This is a genomic window from Roseinatronobacter monicus, assembly GCF_006716865.1.
GTDB classification, from domain to species: domain Bacteria; phylum Pseudomonadota; class Alphaproteobacteria; order Rhodobacterales; family Rhodobacteraceae; genus Roseinatronobacter; species Roseinatronobacter monicus.
Map to the genome: position 1 here is coordinate 84,361 of NZ_VFPT01000006.1, position 19,570 is coordinate 103,930.

Genomic DNA, 19,570 nt, shown 5'->3' on the forward strand with positions numbered 1-19,570 from the left:
CCGCGCGCGTGCGGCTCTTGCGGGACGGTGGCTATCGCCAAGTATCCTCGACCCCGTAGGCTTCGAGCATATCTCGTGATACACACCCCATCGTTGCCCGCGCAGATGCAAGTGCGCTCCATGGCACGGGCTTCGGGCTGGATCAGGGCCGGCCCAGCATCATCGCAACACGAAGGCCAGTATCACCGATCAGCCAAAGCGGGTTTCAAGATGCCATGCCAGTGACAGGGAGAGTGACGCTTGACGGTAGGCGCCTGATGCCCTGAGATCGCCCCCTCTCTGTTTCTGGAAGATGCAATCTGGGCTGGCGCGGGCGGGCTGTTCCCGAAGCAAGCTTCGGCAAGCAGAAATACGGTTTCCCCCTTCGGCGGACCCTCCGCATTTCGGCTTGCAGCCCGCCCTGTTGCGCCAGCCCCTTTCGTTTGCATCGAAACAGAAAGGAACGATCCCATGTCAAATTACTACCGCGTCACCACCCCTGTCACCGGCACCGATGGCAAAACCCGCTTCCGCCAGATCGGTGTGGCCTTCCCTCAGCGCGATGACGCCAAGTCCTTCATGAAGATCCAGCTCGAAGCCCTTCCGCTCAATGGCGAACTGGTGCTATTCACCCCGCGTAACGGCGAGGATGACGACGTTACCGAATGAGGCCCGTTCCTCCCGGGCCTCGGGGTGGCGGCAATAGCCGCCGCCCCATCCCCTGTTCCAGGGGAGCCGCACCTAAACGCGCGACAATAGATCAGGGGAAACCCGCGCGCATGGACGCGGGTTGAGGTGATCTGAAGGACAGCGCGGGGGATCGACGGGCCTGTGGCCCGCTCACCGCCCGCGCTGACGATCTTGCTGTTCTTCTTGTCCGCCCAACAGACCTGATCGAGCCGGTCAAGGGGCAAGCGCCGCGCGGGGCGCGTCGTCAGCCCACCCACCCGTGTCCTCGACCTGCGGTCTGCGGGCCGCGCCAGTGGGTGTTCTGACCCCGTGACAGTCTCGCTCAGGCCCGTGGGTCGGGCTTCGCCCTCTCCCACTCTGTTCCGCCGAATACATGCGTATCCGGCAACAGATTGGCCGAGGCGCAGCCCATCGGCGGGAACAGGGACAAACCCCAACCGCCCATCGCTCAAGAGGACGAAACACCATGACCAGCACAGCCGAACTGACCCGCCACCCCAAACTGACCTTTACCGCCATTGATGATCTGACCACAGAAGCCCGTTTCAGCATGGACGGATGGGGCAGCGATATCGTGTGCAAATACTGGAAAGTTGAGAACCACGGCAGAAGTGACCCTTGGCGCTATGAGTTGGAAACCATCGAAGGTAAAGGCGGGGTGTTCTGTCACCCAAGTGAAGATGGATGCCGCCTGGCTATCGTGCGCCACCTGATCTATTTCGGGTTGATCGACATTCCCCAAGACAATCAGCATCTGGACGCGCGCAACACAGCTATCGCTGTCACGACCCAAGCCGCGCGCGAGCAGATGGCAGGCCCGCGCATTGGCGATTTCATCGAGATGACCGACGGCAGCTTGCAGCGCTTTTGCAACAAGACCAAACACGGGATGCAGACAACCGAAGGCGGCAGCTTTCACGTCACTTCAACAGGCACGGCCAGCTATTCAGGCGGATTGAACCCGCCGCAGATGATGGAGCGCATCGAGGACACAGGGGCCACCAAGCGCGGGCGGTTCTGGTTCTTCTCGCACGCGATCGCAGGCGCAGGGCGTGGCGTTGATGTCTTCCTTCCTTGCCGCGTCTATCGCCTCACTGAACTGAGCATGACCGAAGAAGAGGCGCGCAACCATCCAGCAGCGCGCGGCATGGCCGAGTTTTGGGGCGAGAACCACCCCGATCACTTGCGCCAGATTGCGAAGTTGATGGAAGGCCGACTGTAAGCGCTTTGCATCCCCGCGAAATTGCGGGGATGCCCACACCTTGAGAAAAAAGGCTGCAGCCATGAAAGACGCATTCTGCCGCATCGAAGGGCGTGAGATCACAGATCACGAGGCCCGCGCCATTGTCAAAGCCATCGCGAACTTGCGCGCTGTCTTCGCACCCTTTGTCGCGGCCAGCCCCGATACAATTCCCAACTATGCCAGCGTGCCCTACAGGCCCAAGGGCAGCACAAAATCCTACCAGATCACCCCCTGCCCGAAGCGCGGCGCTGGTTTCTACATTGTCGCCATCACCCCGCATGATAAAAATCATTACGGAATGCCGCTTTACCAGCCCGAGACTGTCACGGTCTGGCTCGATATCGCGCCGCTCTACGTGCCGACGCGAAAGGAAGACTGTCATGATCTGGAAATCTGCTAAACTCCTGATCGCATTTTACCGCGACAAGAACCAGCGCAAGCGGCGCATCCCTTATCTATGGGGGCCAAAGGGGGCCGAGGCAGGGATCACGGATCGCGAAAAATCCGATCAGGAAACATTCGTTCTGATAGAGGACGCCAAAGGCGCGCGCGATATCCAGATCAAATTCCGGCCCGAGCATATCGTCATCCGCCGCGATGCCGGTGACTATTGGCACGGGCTGGTGATCACAGATCACAGCATCAAAGCCCGCGTTGCAGGGCGCATCATTGAAATCGGGCATGATGGTGCTGTGAAATCCATCAGCGCCGATGACACCGAGAGCGACAAAACCATCGTCGAGGCCGATGGCACCGTCTTCAAATGGACGGATCTGGCCGAGATCGTCATCTCAGGCGACGGGGCCGAGGTCTCGCACCGTCAGCCCGACCAGTTCACAGCAATCACACCGCAAGGCACTATCACCAAAGCCTTGCGCTGAACCCCTTTCCTCTAGCGATGGAAAACCACCTGCCCCCCGCCAGTCGGGGGCTTTTTTTGTCTTTGTGCTGGTGAAACCCGCGCGCGGTTGCGCGGGTTGAGGTGATCCGAAGGACAGCGCGGGGGATCGACGGTCCTGTGGCCCGCTCACCGCCCGCACTGACGATCTTCCTTTTCTTCTTGTCCGCCCAACAGACCTGATCGAGCCGGTCAAGGGGCAAGCGCCGCGCGGGGCGCGTCGTCAGACCACCCACCCGTGTCCTCGACCTGCGGTCTGCGGGCCGCGCCAGTGGGTGGTCTGACCCCGTGACAGTCTCGCTCAGGCCCGTGGGTCGGGCTTCGCCCTCTCCCACTCTGTTCCGCCGAATACATGCGTATCCGGCAAATCAGATTGGCCAAGGCGCAGCCCATCGGCGGAAACAGGGACAAACCCCAACCGCCCATCGCTCAAGAGGATGAAAGACTATGCCCGAACTCGCTTGCATGACTGTTTACCAGTTTTCCGAATTGTCAGACGCCGCCAAGGAAAAAGCCCGCGACTGGTGGCGCGCTGGTGGCATGGATTATGACTGGTGGGACAGCGTCTATGATGATTTTGGCCGCATCTGCGAAATCCTTGGCGTTGACCTCAAAACCCGCGACATCAAACTGATGAATGGGAGCACACGGCAGGAGCCATGCGTCTGGTTTCGCGGCTTTGCCAGCCAAGGGGACGGGGCTTGCTTTGAAGGCATCGCCTCATATGCCAAAGGGGCCGCCCGTGCCATTCGTGACTATGCCCCGCAGGATAAGACGCTGCACAGCATCGCAGACCGCTTGCAGGACGTGCAAAAGCGCAATTTCTATCAGTTGCGCGCAGCGATCAGCCATCGTGGCCACTACTTCCACGAATATTGCATGGACATCGATGTGTCGCGCGATAGCCCGTCATATCAGGCCATGACCGACGACGCCGAGGACACCATCATGGAATCGCTGCGCGATCTGGCCCGCTGGCTTTACCGTCAGCTTCAGACCGAGCACGACTATCTGACATCCGACGACGCCGTGGCCGATACGCTGGACGCCAATGAATACACCTTCACCGAAACCGGCCAGCGCTATATCTATTGATGGATGCAGCCGCCAAGTCACCGAACGAAGGAAAGGCAGGGCCGAAAGGCCCGCCATCCTTCGCACCGATAGGAACAGACGACATGACCGACACCCCTGCCCTACGGATTGTAAAGCGCTGCACCGCATCGTTGAAAATGCTTGGTTATTATGCCGGACCTGGCCATTATTGCGCGGCCGAAGCCGACGCCAGACATATGACCAGGCAGCAGGCCGACCAGCTTGCCGAAGACCTCGACAGCTACGCAGCTGTCAGAGGCACATGTGAGCACTATTTTGCGGTCCGTCGCCCGCAAGAAAGCGCTTGGGACGCCGCAGCCGAAGCCTTGAAGGATGAAGGTTTTTACGCTGGCCCTTGGGATAATTGAATGGCGCAATGCTCCCGCAATCGGTCGGTTGATCTCAAGTTCGACAGCAAAAAAGCTAAGTAATTGATATTATTGAGGCCAGGTGGCCAAAAATGTACTACATTAAGTGGTTTAGGCAGGTTTTGGCAAGTTTAAGGCATCGAATAACTCCAATTGTTGGGGTGATGTTTTCGCAGTTCCCTCAAGCTTCGTTTCTGCGATCTGAACCTGATGGCGATGAATGCGGGCCAAAAGATCCAGTGCAGCTTGAGGGCTTGCATGATGACCCTTGGCCTTCAGGCGCATGCGCATGACCCGGTGAAGGGTAAGCGCCAGAAAGCAGATCAGCGCATGGGCGCGGATACGGTCGGGCAATCTGTGATGAACCGGTGCGATCTCGATGTCGGATTTCAGCACGCGAAAGCCGCGCTCGATATACCATAGAGCCTGCCTCTTATAACTTGACAGAGCATGATGATCCCCCCAGAATCGGATTTGAAGCGCTTCGCGCGCTCGCACGCTGGATGGGATCACGCGATGAGCGAAGTACCGTCAGTTCCAGAATTTCAGATGCTGCCGTTGGATCGACGGCAGGAGGCCATCGCACTGTTGGGGCGGATGGCGCTGCGCCAGATCCGCAGCGCGATCGAGACCAAGGAGAGCGATGATGACGTCAGAATCGATCATGGTCCCGCGCGCCCAGAGTTTACCCGAGAAAGTCTGCGGACAGCATCGCGATCGCCAAGCGATCGTTTATATTCGCCAATCAACGCTGCAGCAGGTTGAGCGCAATCAGGAATCGACACGGCTGCAATACGCTCTGGTTGACCGGGCTTTCGCACTTGGCTGGCCGCGGGAAGCGATCGTCGTGGTCGACGATGATCTGGGACGCTCGGGCGCCTCGATCGAGGGACGGCTTGGCTTTCAGCGGCTGGTAGCAGAAGTCGGACTGGGTCGTGTCGGATTGGTCCTTGGGGTCGAGATGTCACGGCTTGCGCGCTCGTGCCGGGACTGGCACCAGTTGTTGGAGATTTGCTCCCTATTCGATACATTGATTGCGGATGCCGATGGCGTTTACGACCCATCGAATTTCAACGATAGGCTCCTGTTAGGCTTAAAGGGGACAATGAGCGAGGCCGAACTGCATATTATCAAGGCAAGAATGCTGGAGGGGCGACGTGCGAAGGCCCGGCGCGGCGAACTCGCAAAGAGTTTGCCAGCGGGTTATGTAGCGCGCCCGTCGGGGGAGGTCATCTTCGAACCTGATGAACAGGCCCAGGGCGTCATCCGTCTTATCTTTGATTTGTTTGAGCGGCTGCGGTCGGTTGGAGGTGTGCTGCGGTATCTGAACGAGCACAATATACAGATGCCGATACGCAGGAAAGATGGCCCGACCAAGGGTGATCTTGAGTGGCGCCGCCCAAGCCGAGCCACGCTGCATAACCTGTTCAACAATCCTATTTATGCCGGTGTGTATGCCTGGGGTGCGCGGCCCGTCGACAGGCGGCGCCAGAAGCCGGGGCGTCCTGGAACCGGGCGCTGCGTGAAGGCGCCGGACAATGTCGAGGTGTTTCTGCCAGACCGGTTGCCGGCCTATATCAGCTTGGAGCAATTCGAGAGCATCCAAGCGCAGATTAGGGCCAACCTGCCGAGCGCGCAGGGGCCGGTCCGGGCTGGAAGCGCTTTGCTATCGGGCATGGTGATTTGTGGCGCGTGCGGCTTGAGGATGCAGCCAACCTATAACAACAATGGTCAAGTCGCGCGCTACATCTGCAATGGCATGCACATGGCCTACGCAGAACCAATCTGTCAGTCGCTTAAAGCGGCCCCGGTTGATGAGGCTGTGTCGCGCGCTATCCTGCGATCGCTGGAACCAGCCGCGCTCGAGATCAGTCTTGCGGTCGCCAGCGACCTTGAAGCGGAACGCAAATCTCTCGATCGTCAATGGCAGCAGCGTCTTGAGCGCGCCCAATTCGAGGTTGATCGCGCCCGGCGGAGTTATGCCAGCGTCGAGCCAGAGAACCGACTGGTTGCGCGTAGTCTCGAGAAGAGTTGGGAAGAGGCGCTGGCGAGCCAAGCGCGCCTCATGGTTGATTATGACCGCTTCCAGCGCGAACGTCTGCAAGCACCGAGCCGCACTGAACTGGAGGCGATCCGTACCCTTACCCAAGATCTCCCCGCGCTTTGGCAGGCGGCAACAACCACACAAAGAGAACGACAGGAAATTGTACGGCTGCTGCTCGAAAGGGTTATCATCAAGATGGTTGATGACACCGAGCATGTGGAGGTCACGTGTCATTGGCATGGCGGCAATCAAACGATGCACAAGGTGATCCGTCCTGTCGCGCGGATCACCGCGCTCAGCAGCTATCCGGCACTGATTGCGCGCATGAAGGAACTCTACGAAGCTGGCCACAGTAGCCGCTGCATTGCCAATATTCTCAACGAAGAAGGCTTTGTCCCCCCCAAGCGTCGTAACACCTATACCCCCGAAATGGTCCGCCACCGCCTGGTTGCGGCGGGCATCGCCAAACCACAGCGCAAAAAACCCAGCGCCTCAGCGATGATTGTGCGCGAACCCGACGAGTGGACAATCCGAGAATTAGCCGAAGCCATCGGCATGCCTCAAGCGACCCTGTATTATTGGGTCGCCAACGGCCGCCTAAGCAGCCGCCTGGTTAAACATGACCGCAAACCGGTGAAGCTGGTGACTGCTGACGCGACAATGATCGAGGATCTTAAAGCGATCCGCGCGAGCCCGCCCCACCTGAGGCGCCTGCCGCCCCGGCAAAGCGCAGAACAACTTAAACTTATCACTTGAGAGTCGAAATGTCTGGTCGATATCAATATCGCTTAATTCCTTGTATTTTTGGACAGTATCTTCCGGCGTTATCTCAGGAACATTGGTCAGCAGGACAAGCTTTCCATCAAAAAGGGCCGCACGTGCGATGGCCTCTTCATCAACGGTCCAGCTAAAACGGTCCGCCGTCAGGTCTGCCTTGATGAAGCGGGTGAGTTCGGCATCGGCAATGGCGCGGACAAACCGGCTGTAAGCCCCCCGGTCTGATGCGCGCCGCCCCTTGGCTGTCTTCCCGGCGTCCTGAGAGTCGAGCTTACCAACCATCTTTTGGGCCATGGTTTCCAGCTCATCAATCCGCGCGCGACGGGTCTGACCCTGCTCCAGCGCGCGGGTTGCATCATGTGCGACAATCAGGCGGTGCCCCTCAAAGCTGGCTTCTTGCAGTCCGTCGTCATCACCAAAGTCAAAACCCTGAAATGTTTCTACCAGATCGCTATAGCGCCGCGCAGGCACGGCCAGGATGAATTCCAGCTTTCGCTCGTCCTTATTGGCCATCTCTGTCAGGTGATGGATATTGTCGAGACTGAGCAGGCCTCGATCAGCCACCAGAATAATACGCTGGATAGGAAATCGCTGCATGACCGTTTGCAGCATGCCCTGCAGGGTTTTGGTTTCAGAGACATTGCCAGGATGCACAGTGTGCATGAGCGGCAGGCCATCAGCGGTCTGCACCACGCCCAGCACGAATTGACGCGCGATGCCGCCAGTTTCCTTGTTCATGCCAAACGCACGAACATCATCCTCAAGCCGGGCTTCGCCATGAATGCGCACAGTGGTCAGGTCGTAGAAGACCATTGTAAGTTCATGATCCACAAGTGGTCGGATCTGGCGCGCCAACGCGTCTTCAACCTCTTCCGCGTTGTCCATCAAGGCGTCCATGGCGCGGAGCAAATGCTGATGGGTGACGGTCTCGGGCATGGCAGGCATGGCAACAGTTTCCAGCCAGCGCAGGCAGCCCAATTTACTGCTGGCGTCACAAAGCCTGTTGAAAACCATCGCACGCACGAGGGCTTCAACATCAATACTGCGCTTTCCAGAGCGCAGGGTACGGTTCAGAGCGCGGTCGAAACCAAGCTCCTTCCACAATTCATGAAGCGCGAAGACATTCCCATAGGCCAAGGCTGCATCGAAGGTCACGCTGAGCTTTGGTGGCTCTTCTCGACCCGCCGCACGACTTAGGCCCCGGATGAGCGCGTCAAGTGCGCCGTCTTTCAATGTGTCCGCGCGGCCGAGTTTGGCAATGATGCGCGTGCGCGGCTTACCAGCCGCGTTGCGATAGGCTTCGACGATTTGCAGGTAGCGACGTCCGCCGCTTTCAGTCACACGCAGATACATGTGATGTAGAGTAATATTCTTATCATTGTTCGTAAACAATTATTATTACAGAAAATGTACTACACAAGAACCGAGAGCTCTGACATCTAACCTGTTGAAATCTTAGTGGTCAGATGGGTTCCAACAGCCGATTTCTACCCTCAAGTGTCGAACTTGGGGTTGATGTCCTGATCGGCTCAGGAGGACATGCCCCCTGCCCCGATCAGGACGGGCGCTGCCCGCGCAGGGCCGCGTTCGCGGGAAAGGCGTTGGGCTTCCTCGTTTAATGTGGCCGGCTGCGCCGCGTGTCCGGACGCAGCCACCGCTGTCGTCCAAATCTTCTTCTTGCAATAGAACAGCGGCCCCCGGAGGGTCCGCTTTTTGAGCGATTAGTGGTTCAACCCGTTGATTTCTTTCCAAGCGAGGTCGCCAGATCAAGAATTGCTTTTCGCTGCGCTTCGGGGATTGCTCGAAAAATGCGCACCAAGGCCAACACCTCTCTGCCCCCCGCTCCAGCAATATTGTGCGACGGCTCTGTTTGCTCTTCAATACCATCAAAGAAAAACGTTATTGGGACTTTCAATGCGCGCGCAAACTCCCACAGCCGCGATGATGAAACACGGTTAGCACCTGTCTCGTATTTCTGTATTTGCTGGTACTTGACACTAACCTCGTCCGAGAGCTGGCTTTGCGTCATTCCTGCAGCCAAGCGCCGCTCACGAAGCCGCTTCCCAACATGAATATCAATCGGATGCGCCATCAATTCTCCTATCACAAAAGGTCTGTATGTTTGAAATCTTTACCCTTGTATAGTAGCGGCGTGTGATAGGCTTTGGCACAAGCATAGGACAAAGCATCACCGAAATTCAGCTTCGCATTGTGCCCCACCATATGACCATATTGCGCGAGAGCGCGGATCGCCGCGTCAGCGATGCTGCCTGTTATGTGAACCTCATATGACCCGAGCACTTCCAGCAGCTCGCTTACGAGCTGGCTGGCTGTCTCGAAATCTTGCGCTGTCGCGTGCGTGTCGCCGCGTTGCTCTTTGTAGGTTCGGGCGAGAGCCATCGACGCTTCCAGTCTGGTGATGCCGGAATGCCGAAGCTTCCCGCGCGCGCCTTCCATGGCCTTGAGCAAGACAGGGCTTTCAGGCTCATTCTTGAGGACGGCGACGATCACGCTTGCATCAAGAAACATGGTCAGACGCCCCACTGTTCGTCCATCAGGTCTTTATCGTCACGGCCATCAGGCCGCAGACCAGTGAGCGCGGCTTTCTGCTGGACCTTGGCGACCCGAGATGCCAGACTTTCCTTCGCGTTCACGGCTTCAAGCTGCAAGAGCAGTGCCTTCCGAACGGTCTCGGTTTTGTCTTTGGAGCCAGTTGCTGCCATCACCTTGTCAACCAAGGTATCGACTTCAGGGTTGCGAATGAAGAGCGGCATGTTCGTATATCCTCAGGCGTATATATAGGATATCGAAAAAGTATATACTCCACAAGCGTGCCGCGTGTCGCGTCCCCTTCTGGCTGTGGCCAAGCACTCAATCACGCTCTACTGCCAAGTACGCCGAGAGGCAGCTATGCAAGACCCTTCCAGTCGTTCGCTGCATTTGCGCAAAATGTGCTCGCACACGCAGCATCAGCGACGTGGAGGGCGGGGAGCCGCCTGTGACGTTGCGGCATAGCACCTGCAGAAATCGGCGATACCAGTCATTCGATACCTCCACTCACGCAACAGCGAATGGCAGATAAGTGGAGTGTGCAAAGTCGCGCGTTATGGGTGAAGTGCCTGACATGCCCGAACCTTGGCGAACAGCCACGCCGGTTTGAAGTGCCCGGCCCTTAAGCGACCGGAGGACTGATCGCATGGGTTTCACCGAAGCGGGCATTGGGGATGATACAGCGTAACTCCTCGGGCGGCTTCTTTGCAGGTATTTGGGAATTACTTTCTTTCGCCACACTCACCCTCACATAGCTGAAAGAGCGCCTTGAGGCAGAGAAGCAAAAAGACCGATCCGCAATCTAACAGTTGCAAACTTTAGCCTGAAAACCATCATCCATGGAGACGTTCAAACCTGCGCGACGTCCGATCGACGGATGCGTAACAAAACAGGTGAAGTCCTCGTATCAGTAAGGGTCGGAAGCTTAGATCGCCACGGGAGACGCGTGATGGATTTTGTGTTTGGATATGTCGCGGGGTTGCTGACGCTGATCAACCCCTGCGTTTTGCCGGTGCTACCCATTGTGCTGGCCTCGGCGTTGCAAGGCGACAGGCGCGGGCCGCTTTACCTGTGCGCAGGCATGTCGCTAAGCTTCGTGGCAATCGGTGTGGGGCTGGCGCAGATTGGCCCGGCTTTGGGGGTGTTCCCCGAGACAATCGAGCGCGTGGCCGCATTTGCCATGATGGGCTTCGGACTTGTCTTGTTGTTGCCCGCATTGAACACGCGCTTTGTAACGGCAACCGCAGGGCTGGCCAATAGCGCTGACGCCCGCATTGACAGGCTGGATCAATCCAGCCCCGCTGGCATGTTTGGCGGCGGTGCCTTGTTGGGCGCAGTCTGGTCGCCCTGCATCGGCCCTACCTTGGGCGGTGCAATCGCTTTGGCCGCGCGCGGCGAGCATCTGGCGCAAGCCACGGGCGTTATGATCGCCTTTGCCTTGGGCGTATCCAGCGTGTTGCTGGCGCTGGCATACGGTGCGCAAAGCAGCATCGCCAAACGGCGCGCGGCCATGATGGCATTGGCGGCACGTTCCAAGCCGATCATGGGCGGGGCATTCTTGCTGATTGGCGTATCGATCTGGTTTCGGTGGCATATAGCGCTGGAAGAATGGGCGCTTGATCACCTGCCGCACTGGTTTTCCGACCTTTCCATCATGTTTTAACTTCAAGGAGCAAAGATGCTGACACGACGTCATCTATTGGCCACGGGGCTTGCCCTGGCCTTATTCCCCACCACCCTCGCCGCCGGGATTCAGGCCTACACCCCCGGACTGGCCGAGCAGGCCATGCGCGAGGGCAAGCGGATCGTGCTGATCTTTGGCGCGGACTGGTGCTCAACCTGCCGCCGTCAGGAACGCATTATCAATGATCTTCGCGCCTCCTCGCCGCGCTATGATGCCGAGCTGACGATCATTCGCGTCGATTGGGATGCCTATGGCACGGGCGAATTGTCGCGCGCACTGGCCATTCCGCGCCGCTCGACCCTGATTGCGCTGAACGGCGACAGGGAGTTGTCGCGGATCATTGCAGGGACGCGCGAAGCCGAGATCCGGCAACTGTTTGATCGCGCACTTGCGGGATAGGCTTTGGCAAAACACGTGGCCCTGCATCCGCGTCATTTCGCGGATGCAGGGCCTTATTGTATCTCAGGACTTGAACGCGCGCGACCAGATCAGCGTTTTGCCTTGCCAGCGTCCAGGCCAAACAGGTGATCCAGCGATAGCCGACCCGGTCCCTGAGCAACCGTGACCAAAAGGGCGGTCGCCCAAAGCCCATGCGTGACCCATGCGTCCGGAAAGACAAAGATCTGGATGACCGCAGTCATGATCAGCAACCCCAGCGCCGAAAACCGTGCAAACACCCCCAGTATCAACAGGATCGGCAAGACATGTTCTGCGACCGTGGCCAGCACTGCGGCTGGCGCATGCGGGATCAGGGGCAGCGCATAGACATGTTCGAACAGGAAATAGGTCGAGTCCTTGATCGAAAAGCCATCGACCTTGGTGCGTGCGGATTGCCAGAATACCACTGCAGGAAAGACCCGCGCGGCAAAAGCGAGCAGATCCTGCGGAACGTGGCCCCCCAGTGCGTTTATCTGGCGGATCAGATCACGGCTGCGGACGGCTAGGCTCTGATCTGATGTTGTCTCGGTGGTATGGGTCATCTGGGCGCTCCTGTGTCTATGATCAGGCCATGACGCAGCAACAGTGTCAGGGCGGGGGTTGGGTCAGCTTTTTTGGCGGCAAGGCCGAGTGTTTCGCCGTTGTAGAGTGCCGAGAGCACTGCAAATGTATCCGGCTCAACACGCTCTACGATCACGGTGAAATCCGGCTGCCGTGCGATCAGCGCATGATCGGGGCCGGGCGAAAGCGGCGCGCCAGTGGCACCCGTCTGATGGGCTTGCCAGATTTGCACGGCCGACAAAGACGAGGTGAACAATACGACAGATGGGTGCAATGCCAGCCGCAGCGATTCAAGATCTGCGCCGGCAAGCGCATCCGGGGCGACGGGATCGGCATCAGCGGCGTGACACGCGTAGCCACGGGCGTATTCCAGCCGCGCGACATCGCCTAGAAAGGGCAGATGCGCGACTGGCGGGAAGCCATCCAGAAAACCGGCAAAGTTATTTCCCCAGCGCAGCATGACAGGGTCTGACGGCGGTGCGGCAGCAATAAAAACCCGCGCCATCGCAGTAAAGAATTCGACGCCGACAAGCTGTTCGATCACCGGAAAACGTGCGGCAAGGGCACGGGTCAGGCTGTGCTGGACATTGTTGCGATAGACTTTGAAGCGCTGCGTGACCTCGCTTGGCTCTGGCGCGGTGATCCCGGCAGGCGCCCCTGCCCCCCAGAGCGCTGCGTTGAAGGCAGCCTCTGTCTCAGCATGGGACAGATCATGCCGCATGGGACTGCCCTTTCTGAAGCCCTGCCAGAATGGCTTTCGCGCGGGCTGCCTCGGATAGCAGCACCGGGTAATCCGGCACGGCGGTATCCCATTCGATCAGTGTCGGCAGTGGGCCGGTCTGTTCCAGAACATACGCATAGAGCGCCCAGACAGGGTCTGCGACCGGCGCGCCATGACTGTCGATCAGAAGCGGGCCCGAGGGCAGTTCTTCGGTATCATGCCCAGCCAGATGAATTTCGCCCACAGCCGCCCGCGGGAAAGCCGCCAGATAGGCGCGCGCGTCAAAGCGGTGATTGGTGGCCGACACAAAGACATTGTTGATGTCCAGAAGCAGCCCGCAGCCGGTGCGGCGGGTAATTTCGGTCAGAAACTCCGTCTCGGCCCATGTGGACTGGTCGAATGTGACATAGGTGGCCGGATTTTCCAGCAGCATCCGGCAGCCAAGCCTGTCCTGCACCTGATCGATATGGGTGCAGATCGTGACCAGTGTTTCCTGCGTATAGGGCAAGGGCAGCAGGTCATTCAACCATGCGGCGCCGTGGCTGGACCATGCCAGATGCTCGGAAAAACTCGCAGGCTGATAACGGTCTATAAGCTGCCGCAGCCGGTCAAGATGGTCGTGGTTCAGCCCGCCCGCGCCACCAATGGACAGCCCGACGCCGTGAATCGATAGCGCGTGATCTGTGCGCAGGGCGGTCAGCATTGCATGCGGTGCGCCGCCATCGCCCATGTAGTTCTCGGCATGCACTTCGAAGAAGCCCACTGCGCCCGGCTGGGCCAGGATGGCGTGAAAATGCTCCGGCTTGAAGCCAAGCCCGGTTGTCTGCGGAAGCTGGGTCATGCGGCGCTCCTTGAAAGTGACTGGGATGGAAGGTGATTGGGATGCGAGATCAGGCCCCGCACCCCGAATACCGGTCACGCAGGCGGCAGGTCACGGGCCAGTTCTTCCAGCGACCCCATACGGGCTGTTCCATCGGCCATTGCTGGCAGTTCGATATCGGCGCAGGTGCCTGCTGCAACCAAAGTCCAGGCGTTGCCCTGATAATCCACGGTCGATGTGCCCGAGCAGGTGGTGCCGGGGCCAGCGGCGCAGTCATTCGCACCAGCAAGCGAAATGCCAAAGCATTTTTCCATGGTGGCGGATTGTGCATGCGCATGACCGCCTGCAAGCGTCAGAGCGGTGGCCAATGATGCTGCAAGCGAAAGCGTGTTGGTTTTGGTTGTCATGAAATCAAACTCCTGTTGAAGGGTGCGTCAGCGCAGTCCCACAAGCCGTTACGCGGGAGGATGTCGCAACGTTACGCCGATCACGCGGTCGTTACTCAGCCGGCTGAGAATTAGCGTTTCTTAAAAAGCAAAGGGCAAGCTATGTAACAATCGTGAAGCGCGAACCGAAACGAGGACTTAATAGCTTGGCAGATACCGATGCCCTGGAGGACCTCATGCGCGCGGCAAATCGCGGCGATTCAGCCGCATATCACCGCCTGTTTACGGCGATCACGCCTGTTTTGCGCAAGGTCGTGCGCGCCCGCGGGGCGGCGCTGGGGCACGCGGGGTGCGAGGACGTGTTGCAAGATGTGCTGCTGGCGATCCACAGCAAGCGCCACACATGGCGCGAGGACGCGCCCTTGCGACCGTGGCTTTATGCCATTGCGCGACACAAGGTAGTAGATGCGTTTCGGGCACGCGGCAGACATGTTGCAGTATCTATTGATGATTTTGCCGAAGGGCTTCCGGCGACTGCGGGGCCTGATCCGATGGAAGGGCGCGACATGGACAAGGTGCTTGGACAGTTGGAACCGCGCGCGGCTGAGATTGTGCGCGCTTTCGGCCTGAATGGAGAGACGACCGCAGAGACGGCAGCGCGGCTGGACATGTCCGAGGGCGCTGTCCGCGTGGCCTTGCACCGGGCGCTGAAATCAATTGCCCGCCTGCGCGAAAGGATGATCGAATGAAAACCGAAGATCTTATCATGGCGCTATCAGCGGACACTTTGCCACGGAAATCCGTGGTACAGCAACTTGGGCGAGCAATGCCGGTCGCCATCCTGATATCTATCGCTGCGTTTTTTGCTTTCTGGGGGCCAAGGCCCGATATCTGGGCCGCGCTTGGGTCAGCGGCAGTGCTGAAAACCGTCCTGCCACTGTGCCTTGTTGTCTTGGCCGCAGCCCTAGCGCAGTCGCTGACGCATCCGGGCGCACGGCATGATATCCGCAGCGCAGCGCTTGGCCTGTCTGTTGTCTTGGTGCTTGGTGTCTTTGGGGCGGCGTTGCTGAACGCGGGTGGTGCAGGTCTGATCGCGGCACTGTCCACGCCCAGCCTGCTGACCTGCCTGCTTTCGATTCCGGTTCTTGGCTTGCCCGTTCTGGCCGCGGCATTCTGGGCGCTGTCATCGGGGGCCGCGTTGCGACCCCGGCTGACGGGTGCCGTAGCGGGGTTGATTGCAGGTGGTTTGGCGGCATCCGTCTATTCGCTCTATTGCGACAAGGACATGATCCTTTTTGTCGTGCCTGCCTATTTTGCCGCAATCGCATCCATCTCGGTCATTGGCGCTCTTCTTGGCCCGCGCCTGCTGAAATGGTAGCGACGACACCAAACTCCGCACAAAAGCCGTGGAGGACAGGGCGACTGATGCCTGAACCTCGCGCGTCAGCATCCTCTGAACACTGTAGCCCTCTTGGTGGAGATTAGCTTCTACCGGCATTCATTGCCGCATTCACGTCATCAACAGTTCGAAAACCAGCGCGACAATGACTGCGGAAATACGCTGCGCTGGAAATGAATGATCGCTTTGGCGAACGCTCGGCAGCAGACCTATCGGAGGCAATAGGCCGACCTTGTCGATCCGACCGTCACCATCGCAAGGGGCGGACTGCAGACTGTGATCTTGCAGCATTGCGCCCGCGGCATGTGATCAAGAAGGCAGCAGCCATCGCCTTTCGGCGTCAAATACTGCTGTAAAGTCGGCCATTCATGAAAACTATGTTTGCTATTCCCATTAAATATTTGCAGAATGCTCTGGCTGCTGTAAAAGATTTCGATCATAACAAGAGCCAACATGGGAGATGCTCGATGAATTTTTCCAATATTTCCAGAGCCTTGACTGCGGGCGCGCTGAGCGCGTTGATGTCGACATCTGCGCTTGCAGATGTTGTTACATTGCGCTTCGCAGGTGTTTTTCCGATTGATCACCAAGGCACAAAAATGATGCAGCAGATTGCAGATGAGGTTGCTGCTGCAGATGTCGGCCTCAACATTGACCTTTACCCTGCAAACCAGCTGGGTTCCGGCGAAGCCCTTTTCGAGATGGTGGCACGCGGCAATCTCGATCTTGCGTCAGCATTCATCTATGCTGACACGGACCCGCGTCTCGAATTTCTTTCCATGCCATACCTTGTGGGCGGCTGGGATGACATGGACAATATCATGCGCAGCATGGAGTCCGAGTATAACAAGATCCTTCAGGAAATTACGGACGAGTATCGCGTGCATGTCTTTGCACAGAACCCCGAAGGTTTTGTCGGTGTCGTCGCAACGCAAGAACCGGCGAACTGGAACACACTTGACGACAAAGGCATGAACATCCGGGTCTGGTCCTCGACGCTTGTCAGGTCCATGATGCAAAACAAGGGGTATAACACCACGACAATGGCGTGGGGCGACATCTTCCCTGCGATCCAATCTGGTATCGTTGACGGCGCGATCTGTTGCACCAAAACAGCGACCTACAACATCTTTGCCCAGTCCGACGTGGGCACGCATTTTGTAGAATATAACTCGATCTCCGAACTCACCAGCTATTATGCGTCACAGCGCACCCTCGACCGGCTGACCCCTGAGCAGGTTGAAGTTCTGCAAGCGGCCATGACCAAAGCGTCCGATGAGTTCTTCGAGTTCAACCGCACTAGCGACGAGGAGTACGCGCAAAGATTGCGGGACAGAGGGTACACGATCCTGAGCCTGAGCGAAGAAGAAATGGCCGTTATGATAAACATGGTCCGCGAAGAAATCTGGCCTTCGATGGGAGACAGCATCGGTCACGACATCGTTGATCGACTCAAAAGCTCGCTGGAGTGAGTCATCAAGAAAGAAAGCGCCGGCAGGAATGCCGGCGCTTTCTTCTTGCAGGAATAAGCAGACCAACAGCAGAGGGCGAACGGCTTGTCACATCCACATCCTGAATTGCCGATTGGGCCTGATGGCGCGGTTGTCAACCATCCAATAAAAATCACAGATGAGCTGCCCAAGTTCATAGGCGCGCCCCTGAACTGGATATCGATCGCGATGATGGGTATCGTGATTTTCTCCGGCTTTTTGATGGCCTGCACCTTTGGTGCCGTCGTCGTCATCAGATACGGTTTCGGTGGCGATCTTTTCGCTTATGAGGAATGGCTGCTTGCCATCGGCATCGTCGGTTTTTTTGCCGGTGCTGTTGTGGCTTCCGAACGCCAGGCGCATATCAGGGCCGATGTACTTGGCAGCGCCATTACGAATTCAACAGCGATCTGGTGGCGCAACTTCGTCGTCCTGGTGATTGAATTGTTCGTGACGTTGTTCATTGTCTATGCCTGCTATATCTCTATTGCTGACGACTTTTCTTTCCCCAGACTACGTGCCACGCCCGTTCTGGGTATTCCATTCGTATCGTGGCGCATCGCGATCATGATCGGTTTCACCCTGATGGCCGTGTTCACAGCCGCTTATCTTTACGTCCATATCCGGAAGGGGCTGGGCTTGCCACTCAAGTCCGATAGCGCGAAAGAGTCAAAGAAATGATCGTCACCGTAAGTCTCTTGATTGTAGTTGGTATGCTGCTGCTAGGCGTCAGCGTCTATGTAGCATTCGGGTCTGTATTGCTGTTTATCGCGCTTGTCGGGGATCAAGGTGTCGCAGGATTCCTGCCTAGAGGATCAGAGGGCCTTCGTTCGCTGGTCCTGCTCGCGGTACCATTGTTCATGATAGCCGGCGCCATCATGGAGAGAGGCAAGATCGCGGCCCCTCTTGTTTCTCTGGCCGAAATGTTCATTGGCCATATTAAAGGCGGCCTCAGCGCCGCGGCCGTTCTGGCCAGCGGTGTATTTGGGTCGATTTCGGGCAGTGCGAACGCGACACTGACCTGCATTGGCGGCATCATGATGCCGCACCTCAGACGCGCAAATTACCCGGAAGGAACATCTGCCGCGCTGATCGTGTCGGCAGCTCCTCTGGGCCTGCTTATCCCGCCAAGCGCATCACATATCCTGTATGGGTGGGTTGCGCAGCAAAACGTCTTGAGATGCTTTTTGTCAACGGTCATTCCAGCTCTTATCCTGATCACGCTTCTGATTGCGACGAACCAGTTCTTGCTGAGGAAAGTAACGGACCTCAAGCTCACAGATCGTCCAACCCCGTTCATACCAACATTCATCGGTCAAGGCCGTCTTGCCGGTCCTGCACTGATGATGCCCGTGATTATTCTGGGTGGTATCTATGGCGGGATCATGACCCCGACAGAAGCGGCTGGTATCGCAGTGATCTATGCCATTCCGATTGCGATCTACTATTACAAAGGGCTTACATGGAAAACGCTTGCCGAGACCGTCGGTCGTTCGGGCATCACAATCGGTGTCGTATTGTGTATGGTCTTCATGGTTCTGATTGTCTCTGACAACCTGATCGCTCAGGGCGCACCGAGAATGGCCCAGCAGATGGTCTACACGATTTCAGAAAATCCGATTGTGATCCTGTTGATGATCAATGTCGTGATGATCTTGATCGGGATGCTGATGGACGACATTTCGGGAATGCTTCTGGCAACTCCGATCCTGCTGCCCATCGCACAGAGCACAGGCATGGATCCTATTCACTTTGCCGCAGTGATTGGTGTGAACCTTGGCATGGCGAATATCACCCCACCGACAGCCCCCTTGCTTTATCTGGGCGCGCAGGTTTGTGATGTTTCAGTTTCGCGGATGCTGTGGCCAACCGTCATCTTCATCGTGTTCGCTTGGCTGCCGACACTCATGCTGACGACGTTCATTCCGGAACTGGCACTTTGGCTGCCCGATCTTCTCCTCAGCGGCACGTAAGCTGGCAGGTTCACAAAAAGGCACCCTATCATCGGGTGCCTTTTTCTTATCCGAAGTTTGATCAGTGTTGATCAAGTGTATATTCCCCATCCGGGAAGCTCGGACAGCGCGCTGCCTTGTGCCTTACTGGACAAACATCCATGAATGCAGGCCGATAAATGCCGCGGTGACCGCGACCAAAGATGCGATCCCGAAAGCGTCTTTAGCGAGTTTCGTCATTGTAGTTTCCTTGTTGCCAGAGACCAATTTTTCAGCCACCTACAGCAGAAATCCGGACCGGAGTAGAACTATTTTCACATAGTTGATATGCAACTTGTGCACGGGTGCATAGCGAACCATTTGTTTCCGCGCCGCCAGAATGCGGACTCGTCGTCGGCCGTGTCAAACAATCTCGGCCACGATCTTTGCCGTCCAGAGTGCAGCATTGAGGTCGGCGGGAAACTGGTCCGACGCG

At 57.6% G+C, this 19,570-nt stretch carries 22 protein-coding genes and 2 pseudogenes; 15 read left to right on the forward strand and 9 right to left on the reverse strand.

Going from position 1 to position 19,570, the window contains the following annotated elements:
• The first annotated feature begins 450 nt into the window (after positions 1-450).
• From BD293_RS22070 to BD293_RS22095, 6 genes are all read left to right on the forward strand, one after another.
• Complete coding sequence (locus BD293_RS22070; RefSeq protein WP_142085797.1) at positions 451-648, forward strand: hypothetical protein; 198 nt, start codon at positions 451-453, stop codon at positions 646-648.
• Positions 649-1,135: 487 nt separating this feature from the next.
• Positions 1,136-1,891, forward strand: a complete 756-nt coding sequence (locus BD293_RS22075) for a hypothetical protein (RefSeq protein ID WP_142085799.1) — start codon at positions 1,136-1,138, stop codon at positions 1,889-1,891.
• A 61-nt stretch (positions 1,892-1,952) separates the two neighbouring features.
• Positions 1,953-2,312, forward strand: a complete 360-nt coding sequence (locus tag BD293_RS22080; protein ID WP_142085801.1) for a hypothetical protein — start codon at positions 1,953-1,955, stop codon at positions 2,310-2,312.
• Positions 2,293-2,793, forward strand: a complete 501-nt coding sequence (locus tag BD293_RS22085) for a hypothetical protein (protein ID WP_142085803.1) — start codon at positions 2,293-2,295, stop codon at positions 2,791-2,793. Before BD293_RS22080 ends, BD293_RS22085 begins: the two co-directional genes overlap by 20 nt.
• A 464-nt stretch (positions 2,794-3,257) precedes the next feature.
• Positions 3,258-3,905 (forward strand): antitoxin of toxin-antitoxin stability system, encoded by a 648-nt coding sequence (locus BD293_RS22090; protein WP_142085949.1) that lies wholly within the window; start codon positions 3,258-3,260, stop codon positions 3,903-3,905.
• Positions 3,906-3,988: 83 nt separating this feature from the next.
• Positions 3,989-4,273 (forward strand): hypothetical protein, encoded by a 285-nt coding sequence (locus tag BD293_RS22095; RefSeq protein ID WP_142085950.1) that lies wholly within the window; start codon positions 3,989-3,991, stop codon positions 4,271-4,273.
• A gap of 111 nt (positions 4,274-4,384) precedes the next feature.
• Here BD293_RS22095 and BD293_RS22100 read toward each other — a convergent pair.
• Positions 4,385-4,696 (reverse strand): annotated as a pseudogene (locus BD293_RS22100) (IS1634 family transposase); the annotation flags it as partial.
• A 93-nt stretch (positions 4,697-4,789) separates the two neighbouring features.
• Between BD293_RS22100 and BD293_RS23285 the strand changes: the two are divergent.
• Together BD293_RS23285 and BD293_RS22105 are read left to right on the forward strand one after the other, a co-directional pair.
• Positions 4,790-5,038 carry a hypothetical protein gene (locus BD293_RS23285; RefSeq protein WP_170207012.1) on the forward strand — a complete coding sequence of 83 codons (249 nt, stop codon included), beginning with the start codon at positions 4,790-4,792 and terminating at the stop codon, positions 5,036-5,038.
• Positions 4,938-7,073: a recombinase family protein gene (locus BD293_RS22105; RefSeq protein WP_246086352.1), complete on the forward strand. Its 2,136-nt coding sequence runs from the start codon at positions 4,938-4,940 to the stop codon at positions 7,071-7,073. Before BD293_RS23285 ends, BD293_RS22105 begins: the two co-directional genes overlap by 101 nt.
• Here the strand turns inward: BD293_RS22105 and BD293_RS22110 are convergent.
• The 4 genes and pseudogenes from BD293_RS22110 to BD293_RS22125 form a co-directional block, all read right to left on the reverse strand.
• Positions 7,032-8,447 (reverse strand): annotated as a pseudogene (locus BD293_RS22110) (IS1634 family transposase); the annotation flags it as partial. The gene BD293_RS22105 and the pseudogene BD293_RS22110 overlap by 42 nt on opposite strands.
• 376 nt (positions 8,448-8,823) lie before the next feature.
• The gene (locus tag BD293_RS22115; RefSeq protein ID WP_142085951.1) at positions 8,824-9,186 is read right to left on the reverse strand and encodes a helix-turn-helix domain-containing protein; all 363 of its coding nucleotides are present in this window, start codon (positions 9,184-9,186) and stop codon (positions 8,824-8,826) included.
• Between the two features lie 11 nt (positions 9,187-9,197).
• A complete protein-coding gene (locus BD293_RS22120; RefSeq protein ID WP_246086449.1) occupies positions 9,198-9,623 on the reverse strand; it encodes a type II toxin-antitoxin system VapC family toxin in 426 nt (141 codons plus the stop codon).
• Between the two features lie 2 nt (positions 9,624-9,625).
• Positions 9,626-9,868, reverse strand: a complete 243-nt coding sequence (locus BD293_RS22125; RefSeq protein ID WP_142085953.1) for a type II toxin-antitoxin system VapB family antitoxin — start codon at positions 9,866-9,868, stop codon at positions 9,626-9,628.
• A gap of 725 nt (positions 9,869-10,593) precedes the next feature.
• Between BD293_RS22125 and BD293_RS22130 the strand changes: the two genes are divergently transcribed.
• Together BD293_RS22130 and BD293_RS22135 are read left to right on the forward strand one after the other, a co-directional pair.
• Entirely contained in the window at positions 10,594-11,307 is a 714-nt protein-coding gene (locus BD293_RS22130; RefSeq protein ID WP_142085954.1) for a cytochrome c biogenesis CcdA family protein, read from the forward strand.
• 15 nt (positions 11,308-11,322) lie between these two features.
• Positions 11,323-11,727 carry a thioredoxin family protein gene (locus BD293_RS22135; RefSeq protein ID WP_142085955.1) on the forward strand — a complete coding sequence of 135 codons (405 nt, stop codon included), beginning with the start codon at positions 11,323-11,325 and terminating at the stop codon, positions 11,725-11,727.
• An 89-nt stretch (positions 11,728-11,816) separates the two neighbouring features.
• Here the strand turns inward: BD293_RS22135 and BD293_RS22140 are convergent, their stop codons facing one another.
• The 4 genes from BD293_RS22140 to BD293_RS22155 all read right to left on the reverse strand — a co-directional run bounded on the left by BD293_RS22140 (position 11,817) and on the right by BD293_RS22155 (position 14,275).
• Positions 11,817-12,308 carry a DoxX family protein gene (locus tag BD293_RS22140; RefSeq protein ID WP_142085956.1) on the reverse strand — a complete coding sequence of 164 codons (492 nt, stop codon included), beginning with the start codon at positions 12,306-12,308 and terminating at the stop codon, positions 11,817-11,819.
• Entirely contained in the window at positions 12,305-13,048 is a 744-nt protein-coding gene (locus BD293_RS22145) for an HvfC/BufC N-terminal domain-containing protein (RefSeq protein WP_142085957.1), read from the reverse strand. Before BD293_RS22145 ends, BD293_RS22140 begins: the two co-directional genes overlap by 4 nt.
• Positions 13,038-13,889 carry an MNIO family bufferin maturase gene (gene bufB, locus BD293_RS22150; protein WP_142085958.1) on the reverse strand — a complete coding sequence of 284 codons (852 nt, stop codon included), beginning with the start codon at positions 13,887-13,889 and terminating at the stop codon, positions 13,038-13,040. The genes BD293_RS22145 and bufB overlap by 11 nt, the downstream gene beginning before the upstream one ends.
• A gap of 74 nt (positions 13,890-13,963) precedes the next feature.
• Positions 13,964-14,275, reverse strand: coding sequence for a BufA1 family periplasmic bufferin-type metallophore (locus BD293_RS22155; RefSeq protein ID WP_142085959.1), 312 nt, complete (start codon positions 14,273-14,275; stop codon positions 13,964-13,966).
• A gap of 152 nt (positions 14,276-14,427) precedes the next feature.
• Between BD293_RS22155 and BD293_RS22160 the strand changes: the two genes are divergently transcribed.
• The 5 genes from BD293_RS22160 to BD293_RS22180 all read left to right on the forward strand — a co-directional run bounded on the left by BD293_RS22160 (position 14,428) and on the right by BD293_RS22180 (position 19,116).
• Positions 14,428-15,003 (forward strand): sigma-70 family RNA polymerase sigma factor, encoded by a 576-nt coding sequence (locus BD293_RS22160; RefSeq protein WP_281286731.1) that lies wholly within the window; start codon positions 14,428-14,430, stop codon positions 15,001-15,003.
• Complete coding sequence (locus tag BD293_RS22165) at positions 15,000-15,632, forward strand: NrsF family protein (RefSeq protein WP_142085961.1); 633 nt, start codon at positions 15,000-15,002, stop codon at positions 15,630-15,632. Before BD293_RS22160 ends, BD293_RS22165 begins: the two co-directional genes overlap by 4 nt.
• Before the next feature lie 488 nt (positions 15,633-16,120).
• Positions 16,121-17,125 (forward strand): TRAP transporter substrate-binding protein DctP, encoded by a 1,005-nt coding sequence (gene dctP / locus BD293_RS22170; protein ID WP_142085962.1) that lies wholly within the window; start codon positions 16,121-16,123, stop codon positions 17,123-17,125.
• 84 nt (positions 17,126-17,209) lie between these two features.
• Positions 17,210-17,824 carry a TRAP transporter small permease gene (locus tag BD293_RS22175; RefSeq protein WP_246086450.1) on the forward strand — a complete coding sequence of 205 codons (615 nt, stop codon included), beginning with the start codon at positions 17,210-17,212 and terminating at the stop codon, positions 17,822-17,824.
• Positions 17,821-19,116 (forward strand): TRAP transporter large permease, encoded by a 1,296-nt coding sequence (locus BD293_RS22180; RefSeq protein WP_142085963.1) that lies wholly within the window; start codon positions 17,821-17,823, stop codon positions 19,114-19,116. The genes BD293_RS22175 and BD293_RS22180 overlap by 4 nt, the downstream gene beginning before the upstream one ends.
• Positions 19,117-19,570: the final 454 nt, after the last annotated feature.